Raw genomic sequence first — 26,310 nt, forward strand, 5'->3', positions numbered from 1 at the left:
ACCAATGAGTGACAATCCGATCAGAATCGGCTCGAAATGGCCCCGGCGCGGGGGAATCCAACTGACACTGCCAGAGGCAGAAGCCGATAGCGAACAGCACACTGATGTCCTTTCACTTGGTGAGATTGTTCGCTCCGTCTTAAGCGCCAATAACAACATCACACGACTTGAAATTCTTTCGTGGCCGGGAGAAAACCAACAAGAATGGATACTGTTGCCAGACTCGAAGACGATGTTGTCACAAGAAGTTGACCAGGGTGATATGGGGTCCGTTGAGCAGGCAGAATTAATGGACTACAATGCAAAACCATCGGCCGAGCGCGACGAGGGGGACCCACTGACCGGCGCGCTTGAATCTGCGTTCAAGGAAAGTTCGCTGTCGGATTACCTTGGATACAATATTTGTGATGTTGATTTTGTGCCTGTCGAGCAGGCAATTCGTCCAACGTGCCGACTCGTGGTCGGAAGAAATCCGGATCTCTATCCGCTGAAACGAAAGCGCCCGCATCCCGTTTCCGAGCTCATCACCGATCTCAATAATGACGATATTCCGTATATCTTCCAGACGATCGTTTCGATCGGTAACAATGCCGATTACGAGCTCTCGCAGCGACTGGCGATCTACCCACCCGAGTACGGAATTGGAGTTGAAGATGACTTTGTACAGTTTATCGAGGAGGGACCAGACAAAGACCTGAGCGATTACTACGACCCTGCAATCGGCAAGATACGCTCGAATTTCGACCTGGACGGCCACGATTTCTTCCGTATCATAGGGAGCGGTCCAGACGCAACTGTCGAACCGCGCCAGGACCGTGGCGAAGCGGTAGCCCAGCGTGCCCGTCGCGTCCTTCAAGGAACATATGAGTGTCATAAACTCTATGCCGGCTATCACGATACAGACCAGACACTCGAAACACTCTATCGCTATCGTGATTTCTATACGAAAATCCCAGTTGATAGTGCGGTTCTTGACGCATTTGTCGCGTTCGTTCCCTATTACGTCGATTATACCCCATGGGACCGAATCCGGTACGCTGACCAGCCGTCACTGATTAGGCGACCAAAGGAGCTGCCACCGAAGAACACCTCCTCCGAACAAAGCGGGGGTGCTTCAGCTGCATCGGAGACGGCGTCTGATTCCGGGAACATCTTCGCTACACAAGGGAACGAACCCCACCGTTTTGATGAGGATACTGTTGCCGAATACTACGAACATCGCGGGTTCGATGTCTCTCGGCCGGACACAAAATCGTCCGGGTCAGTTCCCGATCTAATCTTACAGAAAGACGACGACACGTATTTTGCCGAGGTCGAGCGCTCAGGTACGAGTCGACCGGCAAATATACTGACTAACGCAGCCCGGGCGGCATACTACGATGTTCCAGTCTACTTTTTCACCGAGGACAGGTCGAAAGCCAGAACGGTTGCAAAGCTTCTTCGCGATCCCGTCAAAAAACATACCGAGACTGGTGCACAGTTGTACACGCAATCGAGGGCGTTAACTCTCGAAAATGGTGGTCGGCCGGTGCTACCGCAAACTGCTGCGTCAGAGTCAAGGTGGTTCCTCGTAAACGACGACTCAGACCCGAGTACGTCGGCACAACTCGAACTACGAGTTGAGGGGCGACAAGAGCCAATTGCCGACGGCCCAGCCGATGAATCCGTCGCCAGTTGGAACTACGACACCGACGTTATCCCATCCGGACGATCGGTCCCCGAAGAGCAGACACAAATTCACCCACCGTTCGTGCCGACAAAACTTGCCTATCTCAAGGAAACGACAATTAGATACCGACTCGATATGAACGAGTTTACACATTTCGAGCGCGACGACTACAAACCGGGATGGGATTATCCGGATGAAGAGGGGAAGCGCAAGCGATACAAGGCAGCCTTCGGGACGTTTCTCAAAAATAAGACCATCACTGTCGAAGAAGCAGACCTTCACAAAGACGACGTAATCTCAGCCTGTCTGAATGAGGTATACAAGCCACAGACGAATCGCAAAGCGCCCGGGACAGGGGAAAGCGGGGAGGCAGGACGTGCACTCTGGGAACACGCCGACAAAAAAGAGATCACCAGCGATGATGTTGCTGGACGAATCAAAAAGGTCAAGAACCGGACCTGGCGCTGGCCCCGTGATATTGAATCACCCGACCTTCCCTTCAAGAATGATGAGCCAGCGCTTGAACAATGGTTATAGATCACCTACACCCGCCGTGAACGGCGGGATTTGTCGGTGAACTCCCAGTCTATCCACTAGGCTGTGAAAGGCGAGTATTCGCCGTTCCCGTTCACTGTTCCCGACTTCAGGGCAAGGTGATAGGTTTCCCCTCCAGAACCAGACTTGCGCCGGTTCTGGATGAATTTGTGTGCGATGTTTTGCGCCGCGTTGTAATCCGCGTGTAGCTCTTTGCCGCACTTCTGGCACGTGAATTCGTCACCGTCGCGGTTGTCCTCGTGCGTGAAGCCACATCCTGTCTCGGAACACCGCTGGCTGGTGTATTGAGGATGAACTGTCTCAACGGTGAGCCCTTCCGCATTAGCCTTGTACTCGACTTGGCGTTTCAGTTCGTTGAACGCCCACTGCTGGAACTTTGAAGCGTCAGAAACACGGTTCCGAATGCCCCCAAGTCCTCGAACACAATAGTCGTACAGTCCTGCGACACAGCTTCGTTCACAAGCTCCTTCGACGCTTGGTGTAAGAAGTCTTCAGACCAGTTGGCGAAGGTGTCTCCGATGGACTGGATGGTGAGGTGTGCGCTTCGTGTTCCCCGTTGTTGAAGACGTGCGCGGCGGCGTTCATACTTGCGGCGCTTGTGATTCAGTAGGTCGGCGTTCCCGATGAACGCGCCTGTACTGGTAACTGCAAGATACCCGTCCACGTTTCGGTCTACGCCGAGAACTGTTCGGTTCTCGGCTTCTGCCGACGACTCTTCGCGTTCCTGCTTCACGGAAACGTGGAGGTAGTAGGTATCAGTCTGGTGGTCGTACCGGAGCTTTGCGCCCTGTTTTGTCCACTCGTCGCTTTCGATGTACTCGGCTTGAATTGAGTCATCTGGATAGACATATTCAGCATGGACGCGACTGCCACCATGGCGGCCAGCGAACAGTACCCATCAAAGTACGTGATGGCGTTCGTTTTGTAAACGGTCGTGTTCGACGTGGATGACGTGGCTCCTGCTTACACCAGCCAACGGTGTAGCCACGGTGAGTGTGGGTTCACGCATGAGGACAACCGTGATGGTGACGAGTTTGAGTGTTTGAAGTGTGGAAAGCAACTGCATAGAGATTACAACGCTGCTCGAAACGTCGGGTGGCGTCTTGTTCAGCACTGGCTCAAGTCTGGTGCTGAACGGGCCACGAGCCAATTGGCCCTCAAGTCAGGGACGTTGAACGCGAATGGTCAGTTTCGACCTACCGAGTTACTCGGGTAGAACGGGAGTCCACTGACAAGCCTCGGGGCTTGACCCCGAGGCGATTGACCACTGTCTTCGCCTTTTGTTGTGATAGCGATCACGTCTTCCTCAGGCATTGGCTGCCCCCATGTATGGTTCCGAGCTAGCTTCCAGACGATCCGGGCAACGGGATCCAGCTCGTTCATCTCAGTCGTCGGCTTTCGGATTGAGCCGTCTGTTCACCACTCCTTCGAGCCGATGGAGCAGTCGAACGATTTCATCGTCGTCGTTAAGCATGTATTCGACTGGGTCGGATTCATCTACTTCTTTTACGACTCCAAGATTGACGAGAAGCGTGATGTGTGTGTGAACGGACTGGCGACTGACACCTGCTTTCTCCGCCAGGAGAGACTTGCTGAACTGCATGCCAGGCATGTCCATGAGCGCATCAATCATGTACCCGACACTCTCGTTTTGCATGAGAACACGCAACCCTGATGGATATTCGTCGCGCACTGTCGCCATCTCCGTTTTGTCGGCTCGTGTCTTATTTGACATATCGTGTGTTACGTCTGCGGTGGTGTTAAATTTGTTGGACACTTGCCCGTGGTGATGAGAGTCTCCACTTCTCGAACCGCTTGGCTCCGGAACAGTTCGCGGCGATGCTCCATATACTGGCGGTGCAAATGTCACAACGTCAGGTTCGCCTCGGCTACCAACAGCATTTTTCCCAACGTCACTACTCTCCGAGTGAAGGAAAAGTTCTTGCACATGGATCATCCGCGGTTTCCCGGTTCATATCCCTGGTTCTGACGGTTTGTCGTAGTTCCATCTATGATTCACCGAAGCCATTCTGTTGCACCCTCTTAGGTATTCTGTGTAATTTCATTGTCTCCTGTTGAAAGAGCTGCAAAGTCAACATTCATAGACAACAATGTCACTATAATTTCTATTGCCTTTGCGTGATCTTCGCCAGAGCGATGGTTATTGTAGCACTCAATAAGTTCGTCTTCATCAACGATGCCTAATTGCTGTATGTCAGCTGTATTTGTTAGTAACTGGTTCACGGTTTCTGAATTTCTGAGAAGGTCACCAATGTCATAGGTCCAACCTGCATCGTTTTTGCTACCGTTGGTTAAAATGTACTCTCTATATGCCCAACTAGACAAATATCCAATATATTGGGTTAACCACGAAGCGGTTAGGCTCACATTTGTAGCCGGGTGGGGAATTGACGCCAACTCTTGATCAACCTGACTTACAGCTTGATGAACGATATTATTGCGAAGTGAGTATTCGGGTGGAATGCACAAGTGGAGGTTAATTAATCTGTAGTCAATCAAGGGGTTAATATAGGGTGTCCGCTGGACCATACTATAGTAGGCAAAGTGATCAATCTGATTGGTTAATGGATAGTAGTTCATAGCTTTTACCATGTTTTCGAAATTAGAATATTCAACTCCATGGAGCATAGTTGTTTCTTTGTAATTATGGATATTCGTTTTAAGAATCTGGTCAATCGTTTTATCTATATATTGTTCAGCCCCGCTGGATTTGCTTTTTAGTATGTCCACAACTTCATCAATCTCAGTGGGACCTTTATAATACGGAATCGGTAAGTCGTAATAATGTGGCATTTTAATTTTTTTTTCTGGATACACATATCCCTTAAAGAATGTATCCATAAACTGTGCAGTAATCATGACATCTACATCATCTTTATAAACCTGATCAAACAGAGAGGCGTGACCTTGAGTAAATAAACCCATGAAGTCCATCATTTTTGGGTTTTCTTCCAGAGCTCTCTCATAATATCCCTCATCTGTTTCTAAAATAGTCAGCTCAGTGTCTAGGTGCCTTGCAATCTTTTTGGCTGTTTGTGTTTCAGTACTTTCTTTCCAATACGTCATATGGTACAATTCTGGTTCATCTATCAGCGATGCGATAAGCCTTGAGTCGCTTCCTCCACTTAATAGTACACCCAGCTTATCATACGAACCTACGAGAGTATTCATATTATCAGTAAGAATGTCCAGGAATCTCTCACATAGCTCGTCTTTTGATTGCTCGGAATACGCATACTTTGGCATCCAATAATTCGAAATATTCACTCCGGATGTTGGATCGTATGTTAGGGAGGAAGCCGGTGGAACCTTGGAAATTTCATCTATGGGTGTTTTTTCGCCTAGCACCCGGCGGAGAATAAGATACTCCGCAAGGAAATCATCAGATAGAGTCACCTCCTCATCGTTGATGCTTATCAGTGGTTGTATGCTAGACGAAAAGTAAATTGCTCTGTCCGTACTCAGATAAAATATTGGTCTGGATGCTAACCTGTTAGTAAATAACTGGATTTTGTTTTGGGAGTTATCGTACAATACACCACAATAATCTCCATTGACATGCTGGATAAAATCGGAACCATATCTATCATACGCCTGCTTGAAGCAGTCCAGTCCAGAACTGTCACCGGAAATTTGGGCTCTATTTACATAACTATCTGATTGGAAATAGCCGAAAGAGGTTCCCCAGACCCAAAGCTTTAAGTCATCCTCCAAATCAACTGGTTGTTCTTCAAAGAACGTTGGGTGTTGGGCAAGCCCAATTTTAAGCTGTTCATCGTGATACGTATCTAAGACCTCGTCACCTGTATAGCAGAGATCCTTCAATACCTGATCAAAACTTATCTCGCCATTTTTTTTGCCAAAAAAGCCAAGCATTCCGACCATAAATGTTAGTGATTTTGTGAGTTGATAAATGTACCGGGAGAACAGTTACGTCGTATTAAGATAAGGATGAGGTGGTCGGTATTTCGAATATTCTATATTGAGCCGCCCTATGTTGATTGGAACAGAGGCCATCGCCTGTAATGTAGTTTGCTTCAGGAGCCGTGTTTAACGGCTATACGTAGCTGGATCGTGTCGTAAGAGCAACAAGTGTGGTGGGAGAATCAAAGTCCTACAACACGCGCAAGGCATATGCCGACTGTGGGTACGATTTCAAAACAGATCAGAACGTCGAAGTTCACTTCATCAGACTCCTCTGTAACGATCTTCCAAACGGATGCTTGCTGGATACTTCACCCTCTTGCTGATGATCTCGTAACGCTTAAGATGATTAAGTTCGCGACGGGCTTGTCTTCTTCACTTTTACCTGCAGTTTTGATCATCGCTCATGGGTAGAGGATTGTTGCTGAGATCATAGCGCAGTTTCGAGGATGATTTTGAGTGCTTTGTCGCCGGGTTTGCGGCGGACACGTTTGCGAAGTTGGAGCGCTCTGAGGTAGGGTGTGAGTTTGTCTTTGGAGGCTCCTCGATGGGGCGAGAGCTACGTGTCGCCCGCGCCACCCTTGCCTGCCGTGACTTCCAGCTCCTGCTCCAACTCACCAACAATCCGCTACAGAAAATCGTTGATCATTAACAACTTGCTTCACAAGGAACGTTAAAATTCAAAATGCTTTTGATGCTCCTATCATGATTTATTAAATATAAAGTGGCCCCAACACTAAGCTCTGTTAATCGTTTAATTCTGTCCGCAGGGTTCATAGCCCTCGGAGTAGGTACGTACTGTTCATATCTCAATCCCGCACCCACTTACGAGTTATCGATATATTCAGGTACACCAATAATATTTTGGATTAGCACAACAGTATCAATTATAATATCAGTATCGGTTGTATTCATAAGTAGTAATAGAGATACAATGAGCGTTGGTATGTTGCTTGGAGGGGCCGTCATTTTCACAGTAGCTTTGCTTCCAGTTATCAGAGGCTATTATTATTTTGGCGCAGGTGATTCCTTAACATATCTAGGTCAGGGAATAGAACTTTTGGAAAATAACATGAACCTTTCTGATATAATATATCCTGGATTACATTCTATATCTATTGTCCTTTCTATAATCACTGGAATGAGAATTGAATGGGGGTTCATGCTTACACCAGCGGTGTTTTCTATAGTTTTTATTGTATTTTCATATATGGTTATATGCTCGATAATATCGGATTCTAAAATTGTACCAATTGGCTTCTTTACTACGCTACTTCTGTTACCGATAAATCAAGTATCACAAGCAGGTGTATTCTTTCTACCATACCCTTCATTGCTGGCCTTGTTATTCACTCCTGTTATATTTTATATTCTATTTCTATATGGTGAAAATAATAATTTTAAATACAGTTTGCTTCTTATAATTAGTACAGTTTCAATTTTGATGTTCCACCCACAGCAAGCAGCAAATGTGTTAAGTATGTTACTTATGATCTCATTTTTTCAGTTACTTGCTAGTCAATCTGGTTTAACCAAACTGCCAGTAAATACTTCGTTGTATTCACAAACAATCATATTTGGATCTTTGTTTTGGTTGTGGACGTCAACACAACCAGCATTTGAGAAGAGTATTTCAGGATTAGTCATATCACTATTGTTTGACACGGGTACAACAGGCGATGTAGGATCAGTCGGTCTGTCTCTTGAAAAAATAGGGGCTTCATTAGTAGAATTGTTTTTCAAATTATTCTTTGTGAGTCTTGTTTATTGTATCCTCACTGGTTCTCTGATGATGTTTTATGCGATAAAATTTTTAAATTCAAGAAATAAAAAACCATTTTGGAGGGAAAATAAAATCCTACTATATCTTACAATCGGGTTTGGACCGGTGTTTGTCTTGTTCCTAAGTTACATAGCTTTCTCAACACAATACTTCCGCCATCTTGGATTCATTATGACTATAGCAGGTATATTAGGCTCAGTTGCTCTTTATGATCTTGTGAATCCATTTTATTTCAATAAAATATCCCAATTTCTATTGACCATATTGTTTATATTTTTCCTTCTCTTATCGGTAATGACAATGCACATGTCTCCTTTTATTTATCAAGCTAGTCCACACGTTTCAGAGGGACATGTGGAGGGGTTTGAATCAACGTTTGAACTCACCGAATCAGCCGATCTTTTAGTCACTGTCAGATCCTCTCCTAGTCGATATGGTGACGCCCTTCTTGGTCGTTCGTACCGCGTGAATGAGACCAATTCCCCCGATCATTTTGCCGACCAAAATCTAACTGCACACTATAGCCAGGATTTCTATGTTACCGTCACTAAAATAGATCGTATGCGTGATCCAATACTTTATAATGGGTTCCGATTCTCCGAAGAGGATTTCAACTACCTTGATAGTGACCCCAAAGTTGACCATGCCTACACAAATGGCCAATTTGATTTATACGCACATGGGTAGAAGATTGTTGATGAGATTATAGCACAGTTTCGAGGATGATTTTGAGTGCTTCATCGCCGGGTTTGCGGCGGACACGCTTGCGAAGTTAGAGCGCTCTGAGGTAGGGTGTAAGTTTGTTTTTGGAGACGCCTCAATGGGGCGAGAGCCACGCGTCGCGCCAAGAGTTCGGAACGACGGGTTTTGTGCGTGAGACGGGTTGCTAACCGGAGTTGGTCACCAGCGTTGAGAGGATGTCACAGAAGACATCTGAGTTCGAGCCAGCCATCAGGCGGCTCGAACGCCAAGCTGCCGAATTGATACACAAAGACACCGATCTGCTGACTGTTGTCTGCGGATTTGAGTTCAGTGAGACTCCCGTTTGTGACGAAACTGCTGACGAATGGGAGGCACAGTACGGCTATCAGCCGATGGTGCGGGCGTTCTATTGCAAGGAACTTGCGGGATTCACGACCACAGAACTGTATGAGTTCCTTGCCGACGCCGAGCGTGCGGGCACGCTCGGCGTCGATCCTGACCAGTTTGCTCCTGACAAGACCGCTCCAGGACGAACCACCCTCGGCCGTGCATGGCGTGATCGCTTCTCTGGCCGCCTCAAATCGTTCATTACGCAGTCCGTAGAGCGTGTCCTCGCGGTTGCCCACGACACGGGCAACCCGCTCGGAATGCGCGCACTCAAACCAACCGACAAGAGCGACTGTTCGAAGCGTTCCGAACGTCGCTATGTCACCGAGAAAGCCAAGGACGTGACGGATACACTCTGTCAGATCGTCTTTCCTGCGATTGATCTGGACCGCCCCGATGACGGAACGCAGTATGCCGATACTCAGTCGATCACATCGAGTTAGAGGAAGCGTCTGCTTGAGGAAGATGTGCAACAACCACAAGCAGACAACAAGATAGAGGAAGAGCACCTGCTTAATTTTGTCGTCAACAGTCTTGAGAAGGAACTTGCGGTAGATCTCGGAGAAGACGTTAAGGTTTCTACGGAGACATTGTATGAGGTCCTCGCCGGCGCCAGCGCCGGCGGGACCTCGATCAATCACGTCTGCGAAACGACAGACGACTCGCCGCATGCCAATACCGTCCGAGGATATCTCACCGATCAGTTCGACCTAGATACTGTCGAGGCAGTTGGAGACATGCTCTTACAACGAGATGCGCTTGAGACATTGCCGGATCGGCCGGTGGAGGTCGTCGTCGACCTCCACCTCGATCCCTACTACGGTGACGAAGACGAGACAGAGGCTCTGTACTTCTCACAGGCGAAACGAGGAACCACCGCGTTTCACGCCTATGCCACGCTCTACGCGCGGGTGCGCAACAAGCGCTACACACTGGCAGTTCGTCAGCTGGTTGACGGTGAGACGACTAGCGATGTCCTCGCAGAGTTTCTCGAACTTCTCGACGGCCTTGACCTGGCCGTCAAGGCCGTCTACCTTGACCGCGGATTTTACAACAGCACCTGTCTCAGCTTGCTGTACGCGCACAACTACGCCTACGTCATGCCGATTGTCAAGTGGGGCGAGGCGATCCAGGAGGAACTCAACAGAGGCTGGAGCCGCGAGATCGAACACGATCTCGCCGGCAAGGTAACGTTCCCTGTGTTCATCGACTGTGTCTACCAACAAGGACGGTACGACGAACACGGGGTGGCGCGCCACGGCTACGCCGCTGACGCGCCGTTCATCGACACGCCACGAGATGCACGAGAGCACTACAGCAAACGTTTCGGCATCGAATCGAGCTATCGATTAGCCAAACAGAGTCTCGCGTTCACTAGTTCGCAGGACGCTGGTCTGCGACTGGTGATGTTTATCGTGAGCTTGCTGCTCCAGAACAGCTGGCGGTATCTCCACTGGCAATACGTGGCGGCGCCCCGCCGCGGGGGGCGCCGCCTCTGGAAATGGCCGTTCAGAGAGTTCTGTGAGATGGTACTCCGGGCAGCCTGGACAGCACTTGGCGTCCGCAGAGCTGTCCCAGCGAACCAACCGCTTGACGACCGGTTCTTCCGGTAGCTGCCCCAAATGAGGACAGCGGTCGTGAGTGGCAACGCTGTCGCGTCGGCGGCGATCCGCCGCCGACAGCGACTGGTAAGCATCAAACTCCGGCCGCCAAGAACAGAACTTACCGGTTCACTCCGTTCGAACTCTATCCAAGTATCGAAGACAACTATTCAGCGGCTACTGGACAGGGTAGTGAGCTCTTTGATGTGATCGACTGATACTGCGTTCCTCGATCTCCAGAGCTATCTCGGGTTAACCGGCACAGCTGCCAACCAAGGCAGTCAGATGTTCGACGAAGAAACGACCCGTGAGTCTGGTGGGCCTGCTGGCGATACGCATCTGGAGTACATCAAGCAACTCGACGCGATGGAGATCGCGTCGATGGTCAACGGCGCGATTGGCAGCATGATGTGGGCTGCCGAACAGTACTATTCGATAGATCGCCACGCCGACGTGGCGATCGACATCACCTACGTTGCATACTACGGTGACCGCGATGAGTTCCAGATGAGTACCGGTGCTCCACCGAGCAAATCCTACTCGTGGTGTTACAAGATGGCGACGATCTCAGTCGTTGGTGAGGAAGTAAAATTTACACTCGGGATGCGGCCGCTTCGCGGCTACATCCCTCGGAGAGTTCTTGTCGAGCAACTCCTCGACATGGCAGGTGACCACGTCTCACTTGGGACGGTGTATGCCGATGCCGAATTCGACGGCATCGGCGTGATTGCTGCACTCGAAGAGAAGCGCCTCTCCTACCGGATCCGGAAGTCATCGGACGACCGCGTTGATCGGTTTGTCGCCGACATGGATCACGAAGTAGCAGTCAAACAATCTCACGAGATGGAGAAGGGGAGTGGGGGCCAATTTGTGACGGTTACCCCGACCCTGGTCGGGGTTCCCTCGACCCGGAAAGAAGATACGACGGTGGTGTTCGTGACGAACTTGCAGGTGTGCGATAGAACGAAGACAGCACGCGGGCGTACCCGCCACCTCATGGGCCGGTACGCCCGCAGGTGGGGCATTGAGAACAGCTACAAGTCGATCAAAGACTTCCTGGCATGGACTACATCACGAAACACGGCTGTGAGAGTGTTTTACTTCGGCTTTGCGGTGATTCTCTACGATATGTGGTTGGTTGTTGACTTACTGGTACAGATCAGTCTCGACATTGAACAGCGGTTGAAGCCGCGCGTGCCTGCACGAACGTTCCTGAATATCGTGCGTAAGGAGATGCCTGTGACGTAGACGTTCCGCCGGGCGGAACGCCCACTCGTGAGAGATATCTCTACGCAGTCTGGCTATTTTCGCCGAGATATCGGGCGATATCGACAGATCAGTTCGTTGTTTGGCTGAATAGACCGCAGATTGATAATATCTTTCTCGCCTGTTACCGAAATCCACCGCTGCTCATCAATTGTTGATGCACATTCCGAACACCTGACTACAGCGACGCGTGGCTCTCGCACGTGTTGACATGCACGTCTTCGGCAGCCTATTCTCTCTCGCCGTGGACGACGTACTCCCGTTCGAAAGAGTCGTGGTCGTCAAGTGGTTCGTACGCTCGAAAGCCGTCAGTGTAGACCGTTACCGACTCCTGCTGGCGGTTCGACAGCAGGAGTCGAATGGTCGATTCATCGGCGGCTTTCGCCGGGTGAACGTAGGTTTCTCCAGTGCTACGGTCAGTAACAACAAACACCGGTGGCTTGTCCTCCTGAAACGTTCCACGGCCGCACGTGGACAGGCCACGCAAGCGCGGCTCTTGGTCGCGCTCGCGGCCCTTCTCTCCTGCAGAGAGGTACAGTTCGTCGATCTTCACTGGGCCTTTGAGTTGTGGCCGAGGCGCGTCCAGCGACCACAAGAATCGCTGCACGCGCCGGTAGACCGTCTTATAGGTAACGGCAAGTCCTGCGCCCAGTTGTCGGATGCCCGTGTTCAGCGGGATGTAGGTGTAGACGGCAAAATACCATCTCCTAAGCGGTATCTCCGAGTGTCCGAAGACCGTGCCGGTCTTGTCGTTGAACGCACAGTCGCAATTCTTACAGCGATACCGTTGAAACACTCGATAGCTGCTGTGCCGAAACGCGCGCCATCGTTGCCCGCTAACAAATTGGTCCCGTCGCAAAGCGGTCTAGAGTTCAGTAGCAACTGACATCCTTGCGGAAAGGGTGGCCTCTGGTGTCCAACCCACGAGGCAACCCATGCACGCTGAACTCAACGTGCGGTTCGAACTGAGTATCGACGAGAACAAAACAATACCGCTGGCCGCTCTCGCCGAGTTCGTCTCCGAGCAGAATATCGAATCAGTGCTGCTCGAATCGATGGTCGAGAGCCTCGACGCCGCTCGCGTCGAGGCGCTCTGTGGCGAAAAACACGCCCACGGCAACGGTGACCAGCGCTACCAACGAGCTGGCACTGATACCCGCACCGCTGTCACAACTGCCGGTGAACACGAATTTGATCTACACTACGTCGAAGATACCGCCGCTGACCACGACGAACGCAGCTACTTTCGTCCTGTCGAAGGCGTTCTCGACTTCGACGGACAGAATCGCTACCAACAAGATATCGCCGCCAAGAGTGCTGATCTCGCTACCTCACTCAGCTATCGTGATACCGCTGATCACGGCGACGGCATCTTCGAGAGGATGCCGTCGCCGACCACCATCAATCGTCGTGTTAGGGAGTACGGCAGCAAACTCAAGCAGTTCCTCCCTGAGCGTGTCTCCAACACTGAAGCTGACGCCGTCATCCCTGACGGAACGAAGTGTCACAGCCAAGACGACGATCGTACGTACCACTCTGTTCAGGCCACGCTGGGCGAAGATACTGCTGACAACTCACGCTCCCTGCTCGATCTCTCGGTAAATGGTGACTGGGATGAGACTGCTTCCGACCTCAACGAGATAGATGCAGTCACTGACGACGCTGCGGTCGTCAGTGACGGTGAAAGCGGTATTGTCACGGCCTTTACTGACGAAAATCGCGTTCACCAGCTTGACCTCGTCCACGTCGGCAGAACGCTGGACTACAATCTCTGGGATGACGGTGTTTTCTCGCTGGAGCAGCGCAACGACATCGTCTCGGAGGTGATTGACGAGGTGTTCCATCTGAAAAACTCCGTTGCAAAGCACCACCCCAACGAGGAGTTCGCGGCGATCCGCCAGCGGATCGCCCGAACCACCGAGCGTATCGAGCATCTGTATTCGGATAAGCGAGATAACCACGTGACTGCGGGCTAATCGCCGAGATTATGACCGCAGGATGAGATGGGGAGGTTGGTTGAGTTGAATGAAACTCTCCCCAGACGCTGTTCGGACGCTACTGACTTCGGTGTTCCCATCGGAGTTCATCGACGACTGCGCACGCGAGTGCGGAGTCGTCGAGCGAGATCGTGACATCGACATCAAGATGCTGGTATGGACGCTTGCTGTAGGTTTCGCCGTCGGTGGCGAAACCCGCTCCATCGCTGATTACCGCCGTGCCTACAACGCCGCCACTAACCAGTCCATCGCAGCTTCCAGTTTCTACGACCGCTTTACCGAGAACTTCGAACAACTCCTCTCACAACTTCTCGAACACGCACTTGACCACGTTGCTGTCCCTCACCACGTCTCTCCAGAGTTCGACCGCTTCAGAGACGTAATCGCGGCTGATGCCACGATTTTTCGATTACAGCAACTTCTCTCTGAATTCGAGGCAACACACGATGACGCTTCCGGCGTCATGCTCTATCTCGTCCACAACGTCACTGATCAGTCGGTGATCTCCGAGAAGATCACCGACGAAACAACCCACGAGAGTACGTTGTTCAAAACGGGATCATGGCTTCGTGGCCGCCTCTTCCTGCTTGATCTCGGCTTCTTCAAGTACCGCCGCTTCGCCCTGATTGACGAAAACGACGGCTTCTTCGTGAGTCGCCTAAAGAAGAGTGCTAATCCGCTCATTACCGCCGCACCACAGACGCTACGCGGTAATTCCCTTGATATCGAAGGCTCGCAGGTCTTCGACGTGGTCGGAGACCTGCACCGCCAGTACATCGATGTCGACGTTGTCGTTGGATTCAAGCGCCGTGAATACGACGAGCAGCGCTCAACAGACAGCAAAGAGTTCCGTGTCGTCGGCGTCCGCAATGAGGACACCGACGAGTACCACCTCTACATGACGAATCTCCCACGTAAGGAATTCTCTGCGTCACAAATAGCGACGTTGTATCGGGCAAGATGGGAAGTTGAACTGTTGTTCCGCGAACTAAAGTCGCGGTACTCTCTGGAAGAGTTCGATACGTCGAAGGAACACATCGTGAGGATTCAGATTACGGCGGCCCTGCTGACGCTGGTGGTCAGCAGGGCTATCCTCCGAATTATGGTGGATCACGCAGAAGAACAGGATGAGAACGTCACTTTCCCGACGGAACGCTGGGCGACGACGTTCCGGTCGTACGCCCAGCTGATCTTGATGGAACTGGCTGATCTCTACGGATTTCCACCGCCAAACATTCCAGAACTCCTGTATCAGGAAGCCAAACAACCTGCTCCTGGCCGAAAAACGCTGTTAGAGGAGGTGTGTAGAGATCTCACCGCTGCTGAGGCCTAAAGCGAATACGAATGGTTGAATCCAGATGGTCAGTCGGAGCACATTCCAGCGAATGGGTAGTCAATACATTCAACCAGGGTTACCGTGATGAAATTTCAAAAACCGCATATGTCAGTTCAAACCCACAGGCCTGGTTGGTTTTTATGGGCAATTTCGAGGAGCATCCATTAAAGGGAGATACATCAAATAAATACCACAATCGGCTGCAACGGTACAAGACGACATCAATAGTCAATACAAATGATTTCCATACGTTCAATTTGCTCTACGATGAATCTAATAACTACGAGCCTACACTGTATCCTTCCCCGCGATCCGTTACTGACCACGTAATTGGTCTGGATCGGGACGATGATCCTCCGCAGCGGATTATCGCACACTACATGCCTCCCCATCCCCCGTTCATCGCTCGTATGACCAACGGGGAGATTGAATTCACTGAGGTCCCCCGAAATTCACGATCATTTGAAGCATACCTTGACAATCTCAGGTGGGGCCTAGAAGAGGTATCGCTCTTATTAAAGAACGTTGACCGAGAGAACGTGATTATCACCGCCGATCACGGTTGGGCCTTCTGCCTTTACCCGGCTCGGAATTCCCACCTGCCCGGTATGATCGCCCCTGATGTCCGCCAAGTACCATGGGTGGAAACTTCGGCGACCGACGACCAAACTTACGAACCCGAGTTATCGGGAGAAGGTGAACGAGAGTCCATGCCCGCCGAGGGTACACTCGAAGCCCTGGGCTACCTCGGATAGCGGGGAGGTTGACTTCGTTTGGAGGACCCGTAGGAGGTGACGAATATTTTCTTGATTTCCGAAAGGTAAATATGAGGTGCCGCCTCGGAACGAAGTGACGGTATATTGGGTCGGTAGTCCGTCGACTCGCATTACGTTACCAAAGTTGCACGTCCTTGAGGCGCCCACTGTCGGCCTGGATAATCCGATAGGCCCGAATGCTAGAAGGTGTAAGGCGTGATGTTGTCGGATTTGCCGACACCGCCGCCGGTGCCCTGTGGCCGGGTATTGGACTCAGTCATGAGCTTTTCGACGAGGCAGTAGAGCGGCCGAGTGGTTAAGCAGTCGCTCAAGCGGGTGAGAAACAGGGAATTCGTGTCTTTCCAGTGGTGGCGAAGGTATTGCCGGGGTAGGCGGACGGTGCCGGCCGCAAGCCTTTCTGAATCCGGCCCGGGAGGTACCAGTCTGCGTCTAAGTCACGATGGTTAGGAGCACACACCTCACCGGCACGTAAGCCGGGTCATACAACAGGGCGACTATCGCCTGGCTACGGTCTGAATGTGCGTTGTGACAGCGTCGGTGAGCCATATTTCCTGAAGTCGGTCGCCCTGTTCGGGCTTCAGTCAGACACAGGCGTGCCAATCGCTATCGGTGTGTTGAACGTCAAGATTCGTTATGTCGGTGAGTGTGTGTCGTCGACATGGTTCTTAGACGGTGGTCGGTGGTTCGGGTACGAGTGACGGGGTTTGTAGCAAACTACGACGTTCGCCGGACGGTGTGATACACCTAAAGGGGTGAATTGCTCACAGTATGTCAGACGCTCGAGGAGCGGTTACTCCCCGACGATGTCGGGACCAAGTGGCTCGCTCCCGACCGTCACAAAACAGTCGGTCGAAAGGTAATCGCCTTGTTTTGCCGCCAACTAACGGCGTCTTCAGACACTCTCACAGAGATATTCCGTCAGACTAACCGGGAATTGGACGCCGTCTGGCGATATGATATCGCTCAGACGGTTCGCACAGATGTGTTGAAACCTTGCCAAGCAGCACGTAGCTGATCCTGACGTACCCGCCGCACTGGAAGGCGCGGACGGGTACGCCAAATGGGTGCAGATCGCCTTGATTCTGTATCGTGTCGAACTGGAGAAAAGCCTCCGCGAGACTGAAGGCTACCTCAACGAAATGCCCGGAATTCTCGCCGTGTTCGAACTCGATGAGTCACCGCACTACAGTTCTTTCTGCCGGTGGGAACAGAAAGTACTGGATGCGTGAACTCCGCCGTCTGCTCCCCCTTTTCCGGACGTATCCGGGAGATGTATCGCCGTCGTCACCGGAACAACGGAGCAAGATACGATAGTTGTAATCCTTTAGCAACCGCCGTGAGTGACAGCCACTGCATCTTCTGAGGTCAAGAATTCGCCTCTAACTCTGTGGGGCTATGAATAATCGACCCTATCCCGACGTAGTCTTGCGTTCAACAAGGCAGATCAACTCACTATCGTTTCAGACTTGTCGATTATTTCCGGAGATTATAGATATATTAATCTGTTCTGCGTAGAAAAAACGACTAAGCGATATTTTTCAAATTCCCATCAATAGTTCCAGCAACCTGGGTAGTTCTTGATTCAACACCTGGCGAAAATTGCGTTCAGAGACTTGGTCTTGACCGTTGTGTCTGATCTGTCATGGAAAAGCTGCCAAGCAGAGTTCAGGTGGAACAACTCTCCAGCGACCTCCGAAATGATCTCTTTACGATCCTCCAATGGGAGCGCGCCGTCGTCCCACAGCTTGTAGCCAAGTGTACGCGGAACGTGAGACAAATCGAGTTGGTGATCCCTTGTGTCTGTCTGAAAGGACTTAAAAAGGCTGTTTTCGGCGCCACTGACGACGCGAAAGTCGTCAGTGATCGCCTCAGCAGTTTCCAGAGTATCTGCGGTTTCGCTCCAGGGAGTGTTCACCGAGACATCAAGCACTGATCGTGACGCTGCTTCGGTATCTTCTGCGAGCGTTACCCGTACGTCGTGGCACTCACGGTCCTCGTCTTGACTGTAGCAGTTGATTCTATCAGGAATGACCGTTTCCTCTTCACTCCCCCCCAATGCGGCTGGAAACTCACGGAGTTTGTTTCCAGCCGCACTCGGTTACGCGGTCGCGGATGGTGTCCTTCAAGGGCGTCCTTTCGAGGTCCTCGACATGTGAGGCTGCGTCACGGTAAGAGAGTGCGGTCGCAAGATAGACTGTTCGAGCAGCGATATCCTGCTGATATCGCTTCTTTCCGTTGAAATCGACGAATTGTTCGATGGGATGGAAATGAGCGTTCCCGTCGTCAGTTGCCGTAGTGTCTTCCACGTAGCCAAGGGAAAATTCGTGCTCGCCGGCGGTAGTAACCGCCGTGCGAGTCTTCGTCGTCAAGCGTTGGAATCGGTTGGCTCCGTTTCCCTGTGCGTGTTTTTCGCCACAGTATGCCTCAACGAGTACGTCGTTGAGGCTCTCGATTATCGGTTCGAGCAGCGTCGATTCAAGATGCTGCTCGGTGAGAAACTCCGCGAAAGCGGCGAGCGGGTACTGTTCGGTTGGATCAATTGTCAGAACGAAGTGTATCGTGACCGAAATCTCAATTGGGGACTCGCTCATGTTCAACAACCAGTCCCCATTCCTTCAAGGAGTCAACTACGACTTTGTTTCAGAGACTGCCAAGACGGTTCTGAACGATTCTCCGACGCGACCAAACTGTTTTAGCAACGCCAATGCAGACACAACTGACGATCGGCTCAAATCATTCAGCTTCGAATGGAATTAGCTTATTTGAACACTACTATTTGTGATCTGCCTATCATTTGTATCCTAGAGATTCTAAGTGTTCAAGAGTATCTTCAGATAATTTATTGTTGATAGTATTAGATTCCGATTCCTTAGATACCTCCAAATAATATTCCTTAGCACTCTGCTTAGATGTGACTGAAGAACCGAATTTACCTTCACTCTGAATATACATCGGACATATATCTATTAGGGTTGATAGGATATTCTTATTCTTATTAAATGATGAGGTATATCCTGACTTTGTAGAATCATAAATACACAATAATAATCTTTTTATAACATTCGATTCTCCGAAAACATATCCTCCTTGTTTATCCCAAATACTAGGTGCACTGTAGAGGGGGTCAAGTATAGAATCATGCCATTTATCTGGTGGGTGAACCGTGCAATGGGAATACCCTAATCGATTATCTGGAATCTCGCTAAACAATGATCTGCCATGAATTTGACTAGAATTGATCGATTCACCTGCAACATCTGATACTGTCGGGAATATATCTGTATGACGAATAAGTTTTTGTCTTTCTTCGCCCTTAGGAAGATCTGGATGAATTAAAACCGTCGGAACATATGCAAGTTCTGGACAGGGTGGATATCCATGGCCTGCAAAGCCATTATGTTCTCCCAAGAGCTCTCCGTGGTCGCTAGTAAAGATCACTAAAGTTTCTTCCTCTAACTCACGCTCTTCCAATAATTCCAACCGTCTTTCAAAGCGCTTTACGCTTTCTTGAACTCCTTCCGCATACCATTCTTTGAGTGTTTCCGAATTTCCGTCTGTTGCCTGCATCGTTTCCCGAGGAGTTGCCTCAGGTAACGCTGGAAATGGGGCGTGTCCACCGTGGTCCAATTCAAGACAGACAAAGGGAGATGATAATTCAGAAATTTCCTTATTTGCTGGCCCTCCAAGCACATCATTCAGTGGCCGTCTGAGTTTATTGTCATTAAATCCTGTAGTCAATGATTTAAAATCAAAAATTGTTTTCGTATTTGGTGATAGTGCTTGATTGAACCAAGTAATTCCGTGTTTAGATGGATACTGTCCTGTAGCAATTGATGGCATTGCTTGTGGTGTTGATAACCCGCTCGCGACAGTTTTAAAATATATGCCGCGTTTTTTGATTGAGTTTGGAACAGAGTCCCATCTAAGAGCATCACTAACAAAGATGTATACATTTTCAATCTCTTCTATTGATATTGACGATAAGGGCGAATCTGAATAGCAGGACATCTCTATATGCTTAAATACAGACTAGACAAATAGATTTTACTATCTATAGGGTGGCAAGAGAACTAAGGTGGGCCGTAGGGCCCGCCTTTGGTCAAACCAAACCTCGATACTTCCCAACTGAAATCGCCACAATCCAGTTGAGTCCATGGAATCGGTAGCAAAGTGCATTGTATTAACTTTGGCATGAGTGGGTGACATAAAAAACTTGACATGATTAGTGTCAACAAGCAATTCTACCGAGTTCTACAGTAAATCTGAGGGAAGTCGAAACAGGGAGTGGCAACTGGAGCATGAGCGCCACGTCCCTGCAGAATCATCTTCGGTCAAGGAGCTATTCAAACATGTGGACATGCTCTGTTGAACGCAAGACCGCGGAAATATTATATTTATGACATTCAATATCCCACCGATAACAACGCTCTAGCAGCAGATCTTGAGATCGGACGATACGATTTTACCCGACTTGTGCAATAATCAAAACATCAGTTTCACAAGATACTGCACGAAGTATGAGATGGACGATGGCGATGCCTCTCTCGAATACGTCCAGAGAAGGAGGGCAGGCGGCGAGTTAGGAGCTCGCCGCCTGCGCGAGGTTATGCACGATATACTTTCGCGTGAGCTCCCGGAACTGGCCACGCCAGCTCCGGGAGCGGATCTCGTCACCGTTATCCTTCAGCATCGCAAACACGGTCTCGCTCATCGATCGCTGGTTGTAGACCTCGTCGTTGATTCTGGTGTTGTGGGCTTTTTTGAGTGCGTTTTGCTCGAAGTGTTCGATCACTGGTCGCGTCGAGGCATCACGACAGGCTTCACGGAGATCACTCCAGGAGTACATTTTGTCGGCCAGCAAGGCCTGCAGGTCTTCGGCGTTGCGGCGAAAGGCCTGCAGTCCAATATGCCCGTCATAGGCTTTCTTCGTCGTGAAATGTGCGTCCATAATGGCAAGAGACTCCGTATCAACGAGCAACTTCGTTTTCATCGCATTGAACGAGTAGCCGACACGGTTGCGGTAGTGTGTACTTGCCTGATCTCGTTGGAAGCCGCTGGCATCAACTGACGCAGTTCCCGAGAGTCCCGCCTACTCCGCTGACCGGCGGAGCAGGCGGCGTAACTCTTGCATCGGAAATTCACCGTCCCACACGCTGAAAGACGAGTAATCAGGAGATTTCTCACGACCAGACACATCAAGGATCTCCGGCATCTCGTTGAGACAGTCTTCGAGTTGCCGGAGCGGCTTGTTAATCTCCTCTTTGAGCAGAAGGAGCGCGATTTTCGTTGACTTAGCGTACCCGTCCGCGCCGTCCGGCGCGGCGGGTACATCTGGTTTCTCTACGTGGTTCGTGGCAAAGTCTCGAAACGTCTGTGCAAGGGTCTTGAGACGCCCCATATCGCCAGACGGCGTACAAATCTCCTGGAATCAGCGATATAATCCGCAGACGGCGTCATTATTCAACGGAGCAACTAGAGTTGATGCGTTGGCTTTCTCCACTGCTACTATAAGGACATCTACGGCATTCGTCCCGTTGCACGGGAACTTCGGAACACGGTTGTTTGGCTGAGCTGTGGCTTCGATCGACCGCCGTCAAGAGACGCGGTCGATCGCTTCCTCACCGATCTTGAACACGTCGTTGACGAGGTATTTGACCACCTCGTCGAGCAGGCCGCCCGCCGCGGCCTGCTCGACTTGACCTACTGCATTGATTCGACCGACGTGAGAGCGATGCCTACCGATCAAGACGCGTCGAAATGCTACGATCCAACCGAGGACGAGTACTACTACGGCTACGGCTGTACGATCGTCTCAACCGGTCAAAAGATCCCGATTGCAGCCGAGTTCACCGAGAGCAAACAAGCGCCAGAGGAGACGGCGATGCGCGTCACGCGTGACGCGCTCGCCGTCGATACACCGATCTGGATGCTTGGAGACAGCGCCTATGACACGCTCGACTGGCACGACCACCTGCTGGCCGCAGGGGTCGTGCCAGTCGCCCCGTACAACGCGCGAAACACCGACGATCCGAAAGACATCGAGTACAGGATCGAAGACCGCATTGAGGAACACAGCGAGGACGTTCAGCTGAAGCAATCAACCTTGGACGAGACGTACAACCGCCGTACGGGAGTCGAACGAACCAACGAATCAGTGAAGGACTGCGGCCTCGGGCGAACGCACGCCCGAGGCCGCGTCCACGCACGAGCACAGGTGTTTCTCGCCCTGTGTCTTCGTCTAGTCGTCGCAATCACCAACTACGAACGCGGAGACAATCCGGGAAGCACGATCATCACGGTGTGATAAGAGTTCTATGACACCCTCTCTTTATTGGTAAAACACTCCCCTAGACACTATTAGACACGAACAAAACATTGAAGTCGCTGTTCTCGAATTAGTTATATCGTCATCCACGAACTGAATCATTAGTAGGTTATTCTACAAAAGTAAGGATAATATTGGATAAACTAATCGATCAAACCGCTTGTCAAAACCATGATTGGAAAATAATGATAACAGATATTTACCGTTGCTCAACGTTATTATAGACCCAGTCGAGATATTACTCTATAAGAATCTCATTAAATTATGGGTTTGATATCACGGATCGGGGGTGACCTGAAATTTGAAACCAGTAGCCAAATTCTAGGGGTTATATTAGGTGGCAGCTTGACGATCATTCTTGCGCAGTTTCTTTCTCCCAATGACTATGGTTTGCTTTTTCTTACGATTTCAGTTTTAGAGGTCGCGAAAATTTTCAGTCGGTCAGGCGTAGGAAAATCCACTAGTAGATATATTGCAGATTACAAGGACACTCAACCTGACCAGATCCCGCATATACTAACAACAGGATTGATATATACAATAATCGCAATCGCAAGTACTTGTGCAATTATAATCTTTGGAAGGTCATATATTAGTGAATTACTTAATCAACCCAAAATCACATCACTATTATTTATAGGAACCGGCTTCATTGCAGCTTCAACGCTATTCTCTTTTGCTAGACTTTCGCTTCAGGGTTTTGAAAATATAAAAGCCAGTTCAGCAATATTTCTTTTGAACCGGACTATTCGTACTATCCTTGTATCTGTGTTCGTTTACTTCGGATTTAACACTCTTGGTGCGTTACTGGGTTACATACTAGCGGCCCTACTTAGTGCTATTTGTGGCCTTGTTTACATGTACATAAATTACTATAATACGATAAAGTCAGACACTATTGACACAAAATTACGGAAAAAAATTGGCAAATATTCACTCCCACTTATCTTGTCAAATGCTGCAAATTCCATTGATAAGAGAGTAGACGTCTTTTTGATAGGCCTCATCATTGATCCAACCGCTGTGGCTTATTATACTATTAGTAGACAAATGATAATGTTTATACAGTCTCCTATCTCTTCACTAACATTTACTCTTGCCCCTACTCTAAAGGCTGACATAGTGAAAGGGAATAAAGACGATGCAATTGAATTATATAATGACGCACTTTCAATTGGACTGCTTCTCTATATTCCCGCAGCTGCAGGCCTAATTGTGCTTGCCGAACCAACTATTAGGATGATTTTTGGTAGTCAGTATCTTGATGCCGTTCCTATCCTTCAAATATTATCGCTATATGCTATCTTTTCTTCAATTGTTACGCTCAATGGGCAATGTCTAGATTTCCTTGGCCGGGCGAGAGATCGTGCGGCGATAAAAGGAGTTACTTCAATGGCAAATGCCGGTTTGAATATTTTTCTTTTACCTTGGATTGGAGTTACCGGTGCCGCTTTATCAACAGTCCTTACATATGCAGTTTATGCGATATCAATTACATATATTATGTCATTCGAAATTAAAATTAATTTCCGTTGGCTGTTCCATTATCTGTTAATAGTCTGTTTAATCACAGCTGTAATGTCTGCAGTAATTTATCCATTCGTAGGATATATACAGGGCATTCATCACCTGATAGCTCTAACAGGCCTTGGTATTCTAGTTTGGATGACTTTGGCCTTATGGACGCAATTAATACATTTTGAGTTAGATTATATTAGATGTAATAATTGAGTCTATTGTAAGGCGGTGTTCAGATAAGGATTGAAGAGTGAGGCGTACGTTTTCAGAGTGTTCATGCCAGAAAACGCACTCCTCAGCGGTAGTATCGACCAGATCGACTTAGCGTTTGTTGAACGCGAAGCGACACCACGATTTCTGATGAAGCTCAGTATCGGTACTTCACGAACAGCGTAATCGGTTAGATTGAATCGTTGATTTGACCACGAGAAAGTGTCTGGATTAGGATGTGTTCAAGCTCCCCAATCCAGACGGTTATCTTTCGGCGTCGGAGGTAAAAGACGTAGCGGAAGAGGTCATCACTCCACTCCCGTTGCCGGGTGTCGAGGGGAGCCCCCTCGACCCCGGCGATATCTGGCTCGTCGTCATTTTGGCCTGCACCAATCAGACCTCGATTTGGGAAACCTGCAAGGACACCGACGGAACACCATGCGACGACACCGTCTTGACGTGGCTACATACACTCAATCGGCAGTGGCTCGAATTCGTCGCTAACCTCCTACTCGCTCGCCTAGCTATGACGATTCTCGACGCTGACCGGTCGAGAATCGTCTCCATCGACTTTATCGATAACCCCTACCACGGCGATCACTACGCCGATGAAGGCGAACTCTGTTCAATGTCCCCCAAAGATGGGACCACAACGTGTCACCGATACTGTACGGCGTACATCGTTTCCAACGAAAAGCCAGTGACGCTGGCGATGACGTACGTCCGCAACGACGAAGACGAGGCCGACGCGGTCGAGCGCGTGCTCGCCCGCGTCGAGAACTATCCCTTCGAAATCGACCTCCTGCTTGCCGACAGCGGGTTCTACAACGAACGCGTCATCCGCCGTTCCCGTGAGATCGCTGCAACGGTCGTTCACGTTCCCAAGAAAGGTGAGCGCATGAAGGACAAACTCGACGTACACAAGTCGTACATGACGACCTATCGCATGTACAAGGACAGCGAGCGGGAGCTTCAGATCCCGCTCGCGGTCGCAGTCTCCTACCAGAATGGCGACCGTGGCAAACACGGAGAGGTTGTTCGGGGCTACGTCGCCTGTGGCGTTGCTGAAAAGTCACCGAAGAAAGTCGAACGCCTCTACAGGAAACGCTCAGGCATCGAGACGAGTTACCGGTTGCTTCGGCAAGCACGAGGGATCACGACAACGCGTGATCCCGTCGTGCGATTTGCGATAATGCTCGTCGCGGCACTGCTGGAGAATCTGTGGCTCGTGCTCCGATGGGCGGTCGTCGCCCGCCCGCGGCGGGGCGGGCGCGACCTCCCGGAGGAGTTCACGTTCAAGACGTTCTGTGACTGGATTCGGAACGAACTCGAAGACGAGTTAGAGCGACGCTGGTACGTCGAGGCGAACGGTGTGGGTGTTCCTGAGACGTACGGCTCGGTGGCAGCCGCGGGCTGACCGCGGTCAGCCCACGGCCTGTCCGAGGATCCGTCAGCGACAGCTCTCTGCAGCACCGGCGTAAAATTGCCTGTTCTCGTCCGTTTGGTGTGGTAGCTCGTTTCTGCCGTCCGTTCTTTCACAGTGGTTGCGAGAATCTCCCCCAAAATCATACAGAAAGTGATTCGTTTGTGGCGTTCAGATCACGCTGTGTCGACTCGTTCGTGAAGTACCGAGTATTCAGTTGCATCTTGCTGGATTATCGCTTTCGAATACTGTTTCAATTCTCGAAATATTTGGTGTCGAACGTGCACGTTCAACAGTTCATAACTGGGTTCACAAGGCAGATCTACAGCCGGAAGACGAACAGAGTCCGGATCACGTTACGGTTGACGAAACCGTGATCCGACTCAATGACGAGCAGTATTGACTGTATGCTGCCGTCGATCTGAAAACGAACAAATTACTACATACACAGCTTGAAACGACGAGAATAAACGTTATTTCTCACGGCTTCTTTGCTGAAATCCGCGAGAAACACGACGTCAACGACGCCATGTTTCTCATCGATGGCGCACCGCAACTGAAACACGCCTGCTCTCGGCACGGCCTCGATTTCCGATACGAACGCCATGGAAATCGGAATAGTGTCGAACGTGTATTTCGTGAAGTAAAACGACGAATATCTTTGTTTTCAAACTGTTTCAGCAACGCCGCTGTAGATACAGCTGACGGCTGGCTCAAATCATTCAGCTTTGCATGGAATCAGCTTATCTGAACACTACCGTGTCTGAAACGGCAAGGTTTTGCCAGAGACCTTCGAAGACAGAAGACAATTCAATAC

At 50.0% G+C, this 26,310-nt stretch carries 10 protein-coding genes and 14 pseudogenes; 15 read left to right on the forward strand and 9 right to left on the reverse strand.

The features are described 5' to 3' along the window. The first annotated feature begins 262 nt into the window (after positions 1 to 262). Complete coding sequence (locus tag OSC37_RS11005) at positions 263 to 2,206, forward strand: hypothetical protein (RefSeq protein WP_267161520.1); 1,944 nt, start codon at positions 263 to 265, stop codon at positions 2,204 to 2,206. Between the two features lie 56 nt (positions 2,207 to 2,262). On the opposite strand, the pseudogene OSC37_RS18995 reads toward OSC37_RS11005, so the two are convergent. Then, positions 2,263 to 3,169, reverse strand: a pseudogene (locus OSC37_RS18995) (RNA-guided endonuclease InsQ/TnpB family protein); the annotation flags it as partial. Between OSC37_RS18995 and OSC37_RS11015 the strand changes: the two are divergent. After that, a pseudogene (locus tag OSC37_RS11015) lies at positions 3,168 to 3,440 on the forward strand (zinc ribbon domain-containing protein); the annotation flags it as partial. The pseudogenes OSC37_RS18995 and OSC37_RS11015 sit on opposite strands and share 2 nt — an antisense overlap. A gap of 168 nt (positions 3,441 to 3,608) precedes the next feature. Here the strand turns inward: OSC37_RS11015 and OSC37_RS11020 are convergent. From OSC37_RS11020 to OSC37_RS11030, 3 genes and pseudogenes are all read right to left on the reverse strand, one after another. Continuing rightward, positions 3,609 to 3,959, reverse strand: a complete 351-nt coding sequence (locus OSC37_RS11020; RefSeq protein WP_267161521.1) for a winged helix-turn-helix domain-containing protein — start codon at positions 3,957 to 3,959, stop codon at positions 3,609 to 3,611. Positions 3,960 to 4,267: 308 nt separating this feature from the next. Further along, positions 4,268 to 6,130 (reverse strand): asparagine synthase-related protein, encoded by a 1,863-nt coding sequence (locus tag OSC37_RS11025; protein ID WP_267161522.1) that lies wholly within the window; start codon positions 6,128 to 6,130, stop codon positions 4,268 to 4,270. Positions 6,131 to 6,599: 469 nt separating this feature from the next. Then, positions 6,600 to 6,728 (reverse strand): annotated as a pseudogene (locus tag OSC37_RS11030) (IS1595 family transposase); the annotation flags it as partial. A gap of 375 nt (positions 6,729 to 7,103) precedes the next feature. On the opposite strand from OSC37_RS11030, the gene OSC37_RS11035 reads away from it, so the two are divergent. Further along, complete coding sequence (locus OSC37_RS11035; RefSeq protein WP_267161523.1) at positions 7,104 to 8,639, forward strand: hypothetical protein; 1,536 nt, start codon at positions 7,104 to 7,106, stop codon at positions 8,637 to 8,639. A gap of 16 nt (positions 8,640 to 8,655) precedes the next feature. Here OSC37_RS11035 and OSC37_RS11040 read toward each other — a convergent pair. Continuing rightward, positions 8,656 to 8,787: pseudogene (locus OSC37_RS11040) on the reverse strand (IS1595 family transposase); the annotation flags it as partial. An 82-nt stretch (positions 8,788 to 8,869) separates the two neighbouring features. Here OSC37_RS11040 and OSC37_RS11045 point away from each other — a divergent pair. The 3 genes and pseudogenes from OSC37_RS11045 to OSC37_RS11055 form a co-directional block, all read left to right on the forward strand. Then, positions 8,870 to 9,427 (forward strand): annotated as a pseudogene (locus OSC37_RS11045) (ISNCY-like element ISHwa15 family transposase); the annotation flags it as partial. A gap of 81 nt (positions 9,428 to 9,508) precedes the next feature. Continuing rightward, entirely contained in the window at positions 9,509 to 10,654 is a 1,146-nt protein-coding gene (locus OSC37_RS11050; protein ID WP_267161524.1) for an ISH3 family transposase, read from the forward strand. Between the two features lie 216 nt (positions 10,655 to 10,870). Next, positions 10,871 to 11,890, forward strand: a pseudogene (locus tag OSC37_RS11055) (transposase); the annotation flags it as partial. 250 nt (positions 11,891 to 12,140) lie between these two features. On the opposite strand, the pseudogene OSC37_RS11060 reads toward OSC37_RS11055, so the two are convergent. Then, positions 12,141 to 12,728, reverse strand: a pseudogene (locus tag OSC37_RS11060) (IS1595 family transposase); the annotation flags it as partial. Between the two features lie 115 nt (positions 12,729 to 12,843). Between OSC37_RS11060 and OSC37_RS11065 the strand changes: the two are divergent. From OSC37_RS11065 to OSC37_RS11080, 4 genes and pseudogenes are all read left to right on the forward strand, one after another. Next, positions 12,844 to 13,839: pseudogene (locus tag OSC37_RS11065) on the forward strand (ISH6 family transposase); the annotation flags it as partial. A 94-nt stretch (positions 13,840 to 13,933) separates the two neighbouring features. Then, on the forward strand, positions 13,934 to 15,238 hold the full coding sequence (locus OSC37_RS11070; protein WP_267161525.1) for an IS4 family transposase: 1,305 nt from the start codon (positions 13,934 to 13,936) through the stop codon (positions 15,236 to 15,238). 11 nt (positions 15,239 to 15,249) lie between these two features. Beyond that, a complete protein-coding gene (locus OSC37_RS11075; RefSeq protein ID WP_267161526.1) occupies positions 15,250 to 15,996 on the forward strand; it encodes an alkaline phosphatase family protein in 747 nt (248 codons plus the stop codon). A gap of 1,055 nt (positions 15,997 to 17,051) precedes the next feature. Next, positions 17,052 to 17,262: pseudogene (locus OSC37_RS11080) on the forward strand (IS5/IS1182 family transposase); the annotation flags it as partial. 412 nt (positions 17,263 to 17,674) lie between these two features. Here OSC37_RS11080 and OSC37_RS11085 read toward each other — a convergent pair. The 3 genes and pseudogenes from OSC37_RS11085 to OSC37_RS11100 all read right to left on the reverse strand — a co-directional run. Then, positions 17,675 to 18,608, reverse strand: a pseudogene (locus tag OSC37_RS11085) (ISH6 family transposase); the annotation flags it as partial. Between the two features lie 199 nt (positions 18,609 to 18,807). Then, the gene (locus OSC37_RS11095) at positions 18,808 to 20,025 is read right to left on the reverse strand and encodes a sulfatase-like hydrolase/transferase (RefSeq protein ID WP_267161527.1); all 1,218 of its coding nucleotides are present in this window, start codon (positions 20,023 to 20,025) and stop codon (positions 18,808 to 18,810) included. A 571-nt stretch (positions 20,026 to 20,596) separates the two neighbouring features. Continuing rightward, positions 20,597 to 21,415, reverse strand: a pseudogene (locus OSC37_RS11100) (IS5 family transposase). A gap of 90 nt (positions 21,416 to 21,505) precedes the next feature. Between OSC37_RS11100 and OSC37_RS11105 the strand changes: the two are divergent. From OSC37_RS11105 to OSC37_RS11125, 5 genes and pseudogenes are all read left to right on the forward strand, one after another. After that, positions 21,506 to 22,321, forward strand: a pseudogene (locus OSC37_RS11105) (transposase); the annotation flags it as partial. A gap of 285 nt (positions 22,322 to 22,606) precedes the next feature. Next, positions 22,607 to 24,073: a flippase gene (locus OSC37_RS11110; RefSeq protein ID WP_267161528.1), complete on the forward strand. Its 1,467-nt coding sequence runs from the start codon at positions 22,607 to 22,609 to the stop codon at positions 24,071 to 24,073. A 63-nt stretch (positions 24,074 to 24,136) separates the two neighbouring features. Next, positions 24,137 to 24,235, forward strand: a pseudogene (locus tag OSC37_RS11115) (IS6 family transposase); the annotation flags it as partial. Between the two features lie 73 nt (positions 24,236 to 24,308). Further along, positions 24,309 to 25,487 (forward strand): ISH3 family transposase, encoded by a 1,179-nt coding sequence (locus tag OSC37_RS11120; RefSeq protein WP_267161275.1) that lies wholly within the window; start codon positions 24,309 to 24,311, stop codon positions 25,485 to 25,487. A gap of 214 nt (positions 25,488 to 25,701) precedes the next feature. Next, positions 25,702 to 26,244, forward strand: a pseudogene (locus tag OSC37_RS11125) (IS6 family transposase); the annotation flags it as partial. Positions 26,245 to 26,310 lie beyond the last annotated feature (66 nt).

Source organism: Halovenus salina, from assembly GCF_026410925.1.
Lineage (GTDB): Archaea > Halobacteriota > Halobacteria > Halobacteriales > Haloarculaceae > Halovenus > Halovenus salina.

Coding starts and splice junctions, on each gene's coding strand:
- OSC37_RS11005 (WP_267161520.1), top strand. CDS start 263: ATGGGGTCCGTTGAGCAGGCAGAATTAATGGACTACAATGCAAAACCA.
- OSC37_RS11075 (WP_267161526.1), top strand. CDS start 15,250: ATGGTTGAATCCAGATGGTCAGTCGGAGCACATTCCAGCGAATGGGTA.
- OSC37_RS11035 (WP_267161523.1), top strand. CDS start 7,104: ATGAGCGTTGGTATGTTGCTTGGAGGGGCCGTCATTTTCACAGTAGCT.
- OSC37_RS11095 (WP_267161527.1), bottom strand. CDS start 20,025: ATGTCCTGCTATTCAGATTCGCCCTTATCGTCAATATCAATAGAAGAG.
- OSC37_RS11070 (WP_267161525.1), top strand. CDS start 13,934: ATGAAACTCTCCCCAGACGCTGTTCGGACGCTACTGACTTCGGTGTTC.
- OSC37_RS11025 (WP_267161522.1), bottom strand. CDS start 6,130: ATGGTCGGAATGCTTGGCTTTTTTGGCAAAAAAAATGGCGAGATAAGT.
- OSC37_RS11110 (WP_267161528.1), top strand. CDS start 22,607: ATGGGTTTGATATCACGGATCGGGGGTGACCTGAAATTTGAAACCAGT.
- OSC37_RS11020 (WP_267161521.1), bottom strand. CDS start 3,959: ATGTCAAATAAGACACGAGCCGACAAAACGGAGATGGCGACAGTGCGC.